Origin of the sequence: Desulfosediminicola sp. (assembly GCF_048381775.1) — a bacterium.
Classification (GTDB): domain Bacteria; phylum Desulfobacterota; class Desulfobulbia; order Desulfobulbales; family Desulfocapsaceae; genus Desulfopila; species Desulfopila ganghwensis.
In genome coordinates this window covers 343116-353445 of sequence record NZ_JBLXGE010000006.1, presented here as the reverse complement: position 1 = coordinate 353445, position 10330 = coordinate 343116, and the positions used below count along the sequence as shown (strand labels likewise).

7 protein-coding genes are annotated in these 10330 nt (G+C 47.1%); 2 read left to right on the top strand and 5 right to left on the bottom strand.

All coding sequences use genetic code 11. The annotated features are described in order from the left end of the window. Positions 1–345: 345 nt before the first annotated feature. From ACN5NT_RS12680 to ACN5NT_RS12670, 3 genes are all read right to left on the bottom strand, one after another. Positions 346–630, bottom strand: a complete 285-nt coding sequence (locus tag ACN5NT_RS12680) for a hypothetical protein (RefSeq protein WP_136798137.1) — start codon at positions 628–630, stop codon at positions 346–348. Positions 631–778: 148 nt separating this feature from the next. After that, positions 779–3379, bottom strand: a complete 2601-nt coding sequence (gene clpB, locus ACN5NT_RS12675) for an ATP-dependent chaperone ClpB (protein ID WP_419175640.1) — start codon at positions 3377–3379, stop codon at positions 779–781. A 241-nt stretch (positions 3380–3620) separates the two neighbouring features. Beyond that, a complete protein-coding gene (locus ACN5NT_RS12670; protein WP_338031715.1) occupies positions 3621–3959 on the bottom strand; it encodes an IscA/HesB family protein in 339 nt (112 codons plus the stop codon). Positions 3960–4359: 400 nt separating this feature from the next. Here ACN5NT_RS12670 and ACN5NT_RS12665 point away from each other — a divergent pair, with 400 nt between their 5' ends. Further along, positions 4360–5475, top strand: a complete 1116-nt coding sequence (locus tag ACN5NT_RS12665; protein ID WP_136798133.1) for a 6-phosphofructokinase — start codon at positions 4360–4362, stop codon at positions 5473–5475. A gap of 26 nt (positions 5476–5501) precedes the next feature. Beyond that, on the top strand, positions 5502–6167 hold the full coding sequence (locus ACN5NT_RS12660) for an endonuclease III domain-containing protein (protein ID WP_136798132.1): 666 nt from the start codon (positions 5502–5504) through the stop codon (positions 6165–6167). A gap of 49 nt (positions 6168–6216) precedes the next feature. Here the strand turns inward: ACN5NT_RS12660 and ACN5NT_RS12655 are convergent, their stop codons facing one another. After that, positions 6217–9528: a BTAD domain-containing putative transcriptional regulator gene (locus ACN5NT_RS12655; protein WP_419175639.1), complete on the bottom strand. Its 3312-nt coding sequence runs from the start codon at positions 9526–9528 to the stop codon at positions 6217–6219. A 19-nt stretch (positions 9529–9547) separates the two neighbouring features. Beyond that, positions 9548–10294 (bottom strand): RNA methyltransferase, encoded by a 747-nt coding sequence (locus tag ACN5NT_RS12650; RefSeq protein ID WP_136798130.1) that lies wholly within the window; start codon positions 10292–10294, stop codon positions 9548–9550. Positions 10295–10330: the final 36 nt, after the last annotated feature.

Here is a 10330-nt window from a genome sequence, read left to right as displayed (position 1 = left end):
TGCTGGTGATGTTCGTCAACCACTTTGTTGCGATGCTCAAGGTTTCTTTTAAGCATCATCTCTGGCACGTTTCGAAGCTCAGTCAGCTGCGCGACTTCTAGTCGTCGAGTGTTGTTCTCCGTGTTTCAAAGACCGCGGCAATCTACAGGATGAGGTAGAGACTGTCAACAGGAATGTTGCAGGAAAACCATATTAAGAATCAACTCTTGTCCTTTTAAACAGATCGTTCTACGGCCAACTTTGCAAAAGTTAGGAACATCGCTCTGATGAGTTTATGCTAAAGCTGGCCGTAAAGTCAAATCAAGATAACAGGGAAGGACGGAGACCTTTCTTTTATTATAATGGTCAGTCCTTCAGCCAACCTTGTAAGGCGTTAACAACTTTCTCGGCCTGCTCTTTACTTGAGATGTTGAATTTGGATTTTGGGATATACTCTCCCTGGCGCTTTTGATAGCGGCGTATGGTAAACATATCTTTACCGTAGTCGCCTTTGGCGTTGTCCCAGTTCTGATAGCGGAAGATAATAGTGGTCCAGGCACCTTTGGAGAGTATCTCTTTACCGGTTTCTTTTACCAGAAGTTTGCCATCTTCTTCGTAATTGATGGAAAGATCTTCAACTGTTTTGCTCATGTATATGCTCGTTAAGGTAGAAAATTAGTGTTCGATAATCCCCCTTAAGCAATAAGGGGGAAATATAGCGCAAGAACAACTATGCAAACACATTCTTGGTCAAAGGTAAAGGGAATGGACCAAATAAAGTCTGTTTTTCCTTGTTAAGCTATTGAGATGCCTTTGTAAATCTTAACTCGTTTCCGCTCGATTCGACAAAGATATGGTCTCCTTCCGAAAAACGTCCTTCCAGGAGTTCCATCGCAAGAGGATCCTCAAGGTAGCGCTGAATTGATCTTTTGAGCGGTCGTGCTCCAAAGGCGGGATTGTAACCGTGGGCGACGAGAAACTCTTTGGCGCTGTGCCGTATCTTCAGGGATATGTTTTTTTCCTTTAACCTGTGTATCAGGCGCTGGAGCTGAATGTCAACGATCTGCACCATGTTTTCTCTGTCCAGACTGTGAAAGATTATTGTTTCGTCTATTCTGTTTAAGAATTCAGGTTTGAACTGGCTTTGCAGGATTGTCTCGATCTGGTTCGCTATCTCTTTTTCATCCTTATTCTCTTGCTTCATACTCATTATTAACTGGCTTCCCAGGTTGGAAGTCATAATGAGTATGGTGTTTTTAAAGTCGACCGTTCGCCCTTTGCCGTCTGTCATTCTGCCGTCATCCAGTACCTGCAGAAGCACATTAAAGACATCCGGGTGTGCTTTTTCGATTTCGTCGAGCAGGATAACGGAGTAGGGGCGTCTTCTGACAGATTCCGTGAGATACCCTCCTTCGTCGTAACCCACATAGCCTGGAGGTGCTCCGATAAGCCTGGCTACCGAGTGCTTTTCCATGAATTCACTCATGTCGATGCGGATCATAGCCTGCTGGCTGTCAAAAAGAAAATCAGCCAATGAGCGTGCGAGTTCAGTTTTGCCGACACCGGTTGGTCCCAGGAAAATGAACGAGCCAAGCGGCCTGTCCGGATCCTGGAGTCCTGCACGGGCTCTCCGTACTGCGTTGGAGACTGCACGAATTGCGTCTTGTTGACCAATAACGCGCCTGGCAAGCTCTTCTTCTGCATGGAGAAGTTTTTCTTTTTCCCCCTCAAGCAGCTTATCTGTCGGGATGCCTGTCCATTTGGCTATGACGGTTGCGATATCCTCGGCACTCACCTCTTCTTTCAGCATCATATGTTCCGACTGAATTGAGCGCAGCTGGTCATTGGCGTTTTCGAGGTCCTTTTCGAGCTGTACTATCCTGCCGTAGCGGATTTCAGCGACGGTGCTGAGATCTCCTCTCCTCTCGGCCTGCTGTTCTTCCACATGAAGCTCATCGATCTTTCCTTTTATATCGCGTATTTTCTGAATAGTCTCTTTTTCGAGGGACCATTGACCCCGCATGCCGTTGAGTTGCTCGGTAAGATTGGCGAGCTTTTCACGGATCTCTCCAAGCCTGTCAATTGAGACCTTGTCATCTTCTTTTTTAAGGGCCTCCTGTTCTATTTCCAGTTTGATACGTTTTCTTTCAAGTTCATCGATCTCTGTTGGCATGGAGTCGATCTCTATTCGAAGCTGGGAGGCTGCTTCATCGATGAGGTCTATCGCCTTGTCGGGCAGGAAGCGGTCGGTTATATATCTGTTTGAAAGGGTTACCGCAGCTACAGTGGCAGAATCCTGTATTCGTACACCGTGGTGTACTTCGTACTTATCCTTTATGCCCCGCAGGATAGCTATGGTATCTTCGACTGTTGGCTCCTGAACTATCACCGGTTGAAAGCGTCTTTCCAGGGCGCTGTCTTTTTCTATGTATTTGCGGTATTCATCCAGTGTAGTTGCACCGACGCAATGGAGCTCACCCCTTGCAAGCGCTGGTTTGAGCATGTTTGAGGCATCCATTGAGCCCTCGGCCGCTCCGGCACCGACCAGTGTATGGATTTCATCAATAAAGAGGATGATAGCCCCAGCTTTTTTCTGAACCTCTTGCAGGACTGCTTTCAGTCGATCTTCAAATTCGCCGCGGTACTTCGCCCCGGCAACCATCGCGCCAAGATCGAGAGTTACGACCTGCTTGTCTTTAAGCGTAGCGGGAATATCACCGTTAACTATTCTTTGTGCGAGTCCCTCGACAATGGCAGTCTTGCCGACTCCCGGTTCACCGATCAGTACCGGGTTATTCTTCGTCCTTCTGGAGAGTACCTGGACGATTCTCCGTATTTCATTGTCACGTCCGATAACCGGATCGAGTTTACCGAGTTTGGCTTGATTGGTGAGGTTGATACCGTATTTCTCGAGAGCCTGATACTTTTCTTCAGGATAGGGGTCTGTTACCCTGTGATCACCTCTGATTGACTGCAATGCTTCCAGGAATTTGTTTTCAGTAACCCCTCTGTTTTTCAATGATTTAGCAAAATCGTCTGAGTCATTCCTGATAATAGCCAGGAAGATATGCTCCTGGCTCACAAATTCGTCCTGCATAGACCCGGCAATCTTGAAAGCGGAGTCGAGAACTTTCTGGAGATTATTGGAGAGGTATATCTGTCCGGCGCCGGTGCCGCTCACCTTCGGGATGGCTTCAATCTGAGAAATGCAGTCAGCAAGAACCTGTGAAGGATCGACACCCATTTTTTTCAGAATCGAAGAGACCACACCTCCCTTTTGTTCCAGAATCACCCGTGCCACATGGGCTGGCCGAATCTCCTGTTGTCCGTTATCCCTCGCAAGCTGTTGTGCAGCCTGGATAGCTTCCTGCGATTTTAATGTGAATTTGTCAAATTGCATTTTCCCCTCCCGGGTCTGCCTTTCTCGATGACAGATAACTAACCTCGGTTACATGGAATAGTGAACATCTCAGCGCTGAGAACATAAGAATCGTTAAAAGTTGTGTCAAGCAGGAGGGGAAGGGTATGAGGAAGAGGAAAAGGTAATAAAAAAAGGGGCTTTCTCGTAACCGAGAAAGCCCCTTCAACTTTCGATAAGTTCTGAACGAATCAGAACTCATATATATGAAAGTATGTGAGAATCAGCCGCAGCTGCCTGAAGAACAGTCTCCAGAGCTACAGCCACCGCCGCCAATTGGGTTGGAGGAGGTGATACCGAAACCGGAACGAGGTCCAGCGTCGATGAAGTCTACGGTGATAGAACCACAAGTAGTCAGCAGGCTCTCTTCAACCAGAAACTTCAGGGTGTCGTTCTCGTATACTTTGTCGTTATCTTTTGGCTCATCCAGAGCCAAGCCCAGAGAGGGTCCAGCTCAGCCACCCTGCATGAGGGCGACACGCAGAGCAGAATCGATATTGTTCTGCTCCATGTATTCTTTTAGTTTTTCTACAGCTAAGTCTGTTACACTGAAATCAGACATATTGCCTCCTCGGTTTCAACAATTTTGCTTACATTGTTGAACTGTTACTGGTTTGACTTCCCTGGGGAAGTTTCTTCTTGTGCCACAAAAGGTAAGTGCAGAATATGAGATGTCAATTAAGAATCTTATTTAATAGAACCTTTCCTGCTGCTTTTGAATTGAGGTCACTCTGTTGATTACATAACCAGTGCCATTGTGCAACAAGTTTTTTACTTGAACCGCTGAAAATGAAGGTGATATTGTTTATATTATTTTGCAGTGACTCATCGGACACCATTGAATGTATAATGTTTTGTTATCTCTCTATAAATAGTCTGTGTTCATTAACGCAGCCTGAACCGGAAGAAGTTGACCCTTTGTCAAACCTCAACATCCGTTCATTATTCAGAAGGTATCTAATATGAAAAAAATAGTCATTTCAACAGGGGGAGGCGATGCCCCAGGTCTGAATGCGGTGATATTTGCGGTTGTACACTCATGTTACAAACGAGGCTGGGACGTCTATGGCAGCCGGGATGGGTACGGCGGTTTTCTGGATATAGACAAGATGATCAGGCTCACCCCTAAGGATGTATCCGAGATTTACGCCATGGGAGGCACGATTCTCGGGTCTGCCAATAAGGGTCATCCATTTGCACGACCTGTGGAGAATCTTGCCGGTGAGATCCAGATTGTTGATGTTTCTGATAAGATACTTCGAAATTTCCATCGAATGGGGTTTGACTGTCATATCGCCATTGGAGGAGATGGTAGCCTTGAAATAGCTCACAGGTTCGCCCTGAAGGGGATGCCGGTGATCGGAATTCCGAAAACAATCGACAATGATCTGGAAGAGACGGATCGAACATTCGGTTTTGATACCGCTGTATCAACGGCAACTGAAGCTCTTGATAAATTGCACTCCACAGCAAAATCGCATAATCGGGTTATGGTTGTAGAGGTTATGGGACGGGATTCGGGCTGGATTGCACTCTATTCGGGGATTTCTGGTGGAGCTGATGCCATTTTGATTCCCGAGATCCCCTTTGATATGGACTATGTGTGCGAGAAGATTACGGATAATGAGTTGTATGGCAAGCATTATTCAATAGTTGTGGTTGCCGAGGGGGCGGTGACGAAGTCTGGTGAATCTTTTAATAAAGGCGTAGGCGAACTTGGCCGTGAAGAGGTGGTGCTTGGTGGGGTAGGGGAGTATGTTGCCGATCAGATCCGCCGGCGAACAGACAAAGATACCAGATCGCTGGTGCTAGGTCATTTGCAGCGAGGCGGTTCACCTACCACGTTTGACAGACTGTTGGCACTTCGTTTTGGAGCTGCAGCGGTGCGCATAGTTGAAGAGGGTAAATTTGGGCAGATGGTGGCTTTTGTGCACTCCACAATGAAAGGCGTACCCCTGGAAGATGCGATCCGTTCAAGAAAGAAGGTAAATCTTGATTCAGACAAAATATTAACGGCTGATGATATAGGGATTTGCCTTGGTGATTCCCCTGAAAATTGGCCTGTCATAAAGAAATAATATCTGCTCATAAAGGATTTCGCATTATGCGGGCCAAATCATTTTTAGAAGTTTACGATCGTCTCTATCAGCATTATGGCCCGCAAAAAAACTGGTGGCCGGGTGAAACGGAGTTTGAAATCCTTGTCGGTGCGGTTTTGGTCCAGAATACTAATTGGACGAATGTAGCCAAGGCAATGGATAATCTCCGGGACGCAGGTCTGCTTTCATTTGCGGCAATGCATGCTACCCCGGCTGATGAGTTGGCCGAACTCATCAGGCCATCAGGCTATTATAATGTGAAAGCGAAGCGCCTCCATAATCTACTGAAGATGATCTCAGGATGCTATGGGGGCGATCTGGACGCATTGCTTGCCGGCAGCACTGAGGATGCCAGGTCAAATCTGCTGACGGTAAAGGGGGTAGGACCTGAGACTGCAGATGTAATACTGCTGTATTGCGGAAACCATCCGGTCTTTGTGGTCGACAACTATACCCATCGGGTTTTTTCCAGACACGGGCTGGTAGCTGAAGAGTGTGATTACAACGAATTGCAGGAAGAATTCACCAGCAGGCTGGAGCCGGACCCGCAACTTTATGGTGAGTATCACGCCCTGATCGTTATGGTCGGCAAGGACTATTGCAAAAAGAGTTCACCACTGTGTGAGATGTGCCCTCTTGCCGGAATAGAAGAGGGGGGGGCAGGAGTATAGCACACGCTCATTTCACAGGAGCAGGGGGAAGGTGTTGAATCCTGACTTCCTAGTAGGAAGAACTGGATTGCTCGAATACCGTCTCCTTTGCTGTGGCGAGGATTACCTCTATGTACTCATCGATCTCCCGTTGTGAATATTCAACTTTTTTCAATGCCACTTTATATCGTTCCAATGTCTCTTTAGCTTTGATCGGGCTGTTGTTTTTAGAGTGTAGTGCATAGAGCAGAGTGACTAGCTCTTCTTCAAGCTTGTTGGTTTGCAGCACTCTTTCGATAAGGGCTATAGCTTCATCGGTGCGGCCGGTTTCTGCCATATGACGTGCCCAGGTCGTCGTAAATTCGATAAGGGTATTGGCGAGTTGATCATTGTAGGTCAGGACCTGTTCACTCTTGAAACTATCTTCAGGCAAAGAACCTTTCCAGTGGTAGAGTGCGTGCTGGAAGGCGTTGCCAGCCTGCCACCAGTCGCTATTTTTGGCGTGAACAATTCCTCTGCGGGCCGCATCGGTAAATTGCAGGGAATCCATCTGATAGTTGCTCAGACAGAGAATTCCTTTCTGCATGTGGATGTAATCCCGAACCTGAAGTATTTCATTTTTAGAGAGCTCCTTTCTCAGTCGGGTAAGCAGGGTGTCAAAACTCTTGCGGGCATTTTCCGGAGTGTTGTCCGGCCATAGTTCAAGCTGGATTCTCTCCTGGCTTATTCTCTGACCTTTGGCAGTTATCAACAGGCCTAGAAGCTCACGCTGGGATGGGGTGAGATCTTTAGAATGGCTAATAATGGTTGTGCCAAGACTTATCTGGAAGCTGTCGAGGAGGGAAAAGTTGAGCAGGGGAGTGGGTTCGCCATTTTCTCCAAGATGCATTTTTAATCGTTCCTGGCAGAGCATCTGTGCGAAGCTTCTCTCGATATCAAACTGGACGGCCAGTGTCAGCAGCTTAGTCATCATAACAGGCTCCCACCCCCAGAAATGGGTGTAGCCGTTGCTTTTCATAAGAGACAATCCAGCTTCGAGATCATCGAGGGCGCTTTCAGTATCGACGTAGACCAGCTTGCAGTAACTGCGCTGAAAGAGTGCACAGATATGCAGGAAGGTAGACGGAATAAGCTGTGTTCTGGCGACACCGTCGTCTAATAGCGCTGCGGCCTTATCGCCCCGCCCAGTGCGGGCATAGATGGCGCCTGCCATAATATTATTGAACAGTTCATAAAAGACTCCGCCTGTGTCTGATCGAAGAGTAATAGATTCTTCTATGAAATGTACGGCCTCTTCATTGCTCCCCTGTAGCGCATGTCCATAAGCAAGCCACTGTAACAATTGACTGTGCATGTGATGACTGGAGGCTGTTGAAGTGATACCGAATCCCTTGTTCAAAAGCTCCATTGAGGTATCGGTCTGGCCCATGGAGATGTAGCAGGCGGCTCCCCATACATAAATATATGGCGCAGCCACAGTCTGGTCGACGATTGTCCGGTCAATGCTTTTCTGAATTGCTTCCTGTGCGATTTTAAAGTTGAGGAAATCACCGACCATGGAGAGGTAACAGAGGTACATCACGTGAATGGTCAGTTTGTTTGACATCCCAACTAACGGGTCGTTTGACAGGGAGTAGCATTTTTCAGCCTCACGCAGAAATTTTGCCCTATTGCCACAGAGTAATTCAATATATCCCTTGGTAAAACGGGCGGAGGCTTGGAAATTTCTACTGTCATAACGTTTGGAGAGGGTGTTGGCCATATGGATATAATTTCTGGCTTTATCCATTTGGCTATCAAAGAAGCAGTGACCGCAGGCAAGATTACGGGCAGCAAGAATTTTTACCGTGTCCGGGAGGGATTGTTCGTGTGCCTTTAAAAGGTGAGCAGTGTTGGGGAGCAGTCGTGAGCCTACATTGTATTTGCCGGTGATGACGAAATGGAAATAAATCATCTGGGACAGACACAAAATTTCACCTATGGGATCACGGCTTTCCATAAACAGTTCGATAGCCCGTTCGTAATATGGCAGGGTTGTCTGGGGCGAATAATCGTTTTGCATCAATCCGGCAAAAAAGGTCAGCCAGTTATATTCAAAAAGAGTCTCTTTTGGGATCGAATTTAACAGGGCAAAAATGGTAAATGTCCGGTTTTTGGATACAAGTTCCATACCTCTGGTTTGCAGGATACGGTCCATAGTCAGGTAGTCCTCAGCTTTCCGGTAGCAGGCAAGGGCTTTTTCAACCATGTCCAGTTCCAGATAGTACTCGGCTTCCCTGGTATGGATCGACTGGATTTCGGTGTTGCTGAACAGAGCTGTACCCTGCAATTGGAGGAATTCCTGAAAAAAGTGATGGAACCTGAATACAGATTTGTTGTCATCAAGTCTGTAGACGAAAAAATTCTCTCTGGCCATTTCTGAGAGGATGTTTCCAACGTCTTCGATACCGGTAAGGATCGTAGCGAGTTGAACGGGAATTTCACTGATGAATGATAGACGGAAGAACGGAGTGTGTAACTCTTCCGGGATCTTGTCGAAAATTTCATCCTGGAAATAATCAAGCATGTGTCCCTGGTCTGAATCCGGGGCAATGACAGAGTCATTGGTGGAGTTTTGCCAAAAGTGATTGCGGCCGCTCATCGGGTGGCTGGCGAGTACGATGCCCATTATCCAGCCGTTAGTCATGCGGTGGATATCAATCGCGTCCTGGCGGGTGATATCTCTTTCGAAAACATTGGTGAAAAGGTCTTCGATTTCTCTATTGTCGAGTGCGAGATCACTGGTGCTCAGGTAGCTGATTTTACTGCTGTCCCGGAAGGTTTTACATTTCATCTCGAGAGGGTGCCTTGAGATGAGTATAAAATGGAGTCGCGGCGGAGATGTGTCGATCATATACTCAAGCAGATTGTTGGTGAGTATGCTGCCGGTGAGTAAATGCAGATCATCAAAAACAATGAACATATCCTGTTGGAGGTAGATGTTCAGATCACCAAGCAGGATGTTGGCACATTTTTTCAGGTCGAGGGGACCGACGACTCCGTCCCGGAGTATGGTGGAGAGTTGCGGGGAGTAAAAATCGGTAAATTTCTGATTGAAATTTGCCAGTAGCGATGAGAGCAGCAATACCGGGTCGGAATCTTCAGGGCCGATCTGGTACCAGATAAAATCAATATTGTGATGATTGATGAATTGCGAGACGAGGGTCGTTTTTCCCTGGCCAGCCTGGGCTTCTATGATGATTGCTTTTTTGTTCCGTATCTTATGCGGAAGTTTAGAGTTCAGCAGGCCGGTGCGGAGCAGGGATTGAGATTCGTCAATATGGGGAGGATAGAATTTATTTGATGGAATGGCAAAGGGTCTGGGGATATCGCGTGTGTCCATCGTCGGCTCTCATAGTAAATCATTCTTTCTGGTTTTTCCCCTTGTACCATAAAAACTGGCGACAAATACCACGAATGACGCTGGCGTCTTTAGAGGAAAGTCTGACTCTTCCAAGGAACTGCCTGATGTTGCTCATCCAGTATGTATGACTTTTTTCTTTCAGAAAATCAATACGTAATAAGGCATCCTCCACATGCTTGTACATCCCTTCGAGTTCGAAAGATGATGCATATCTTGGATTGGGCTCAACAGCGTTGGGGGCGTGAACTATACTGAAATACAGCTCATAGCAGTGGATAGCGACAGCCTGGGCCAGGTTGAGTGATGAAAAATCGGCTGTCGGAATGCATGAGGTGTAATTGCAGTATTTTAGTTCGTCATTGGTCAGGCCGGTATCTTCCGGGCCGAACATTATGGCCATATGGTTGTTGGGGAGATCGGGGATAACCGCCTCTATCACTTCCCTGGGATTACGCTCGATGGTTCTCTTTTTGCCGAGTCGGGCCGTGGTACCGACGATAATAGAAAAGGGTTTCAGTGCTTCCTCCAGGGTGGAATATACCTCTATCGAGTCGAGAAGATGTGCAGCTTTGTGGGTGGCCATTTTGGCCATGTTTTCCCGGTCCGGCATTTCGTCGCGGACCAGAATGATTCTGCTGATGCCCATATTAAAAGCGACCCTCGCGGCAGAACCTACATTTTCTGCAAATTTCGGGTGGACGAGGACAATGGCCACCTGGGATAAAAGCTCACGGTCTTGATGCATGATATCTGTCAGGAAAAGGAAATTGTAAAAGGAGGG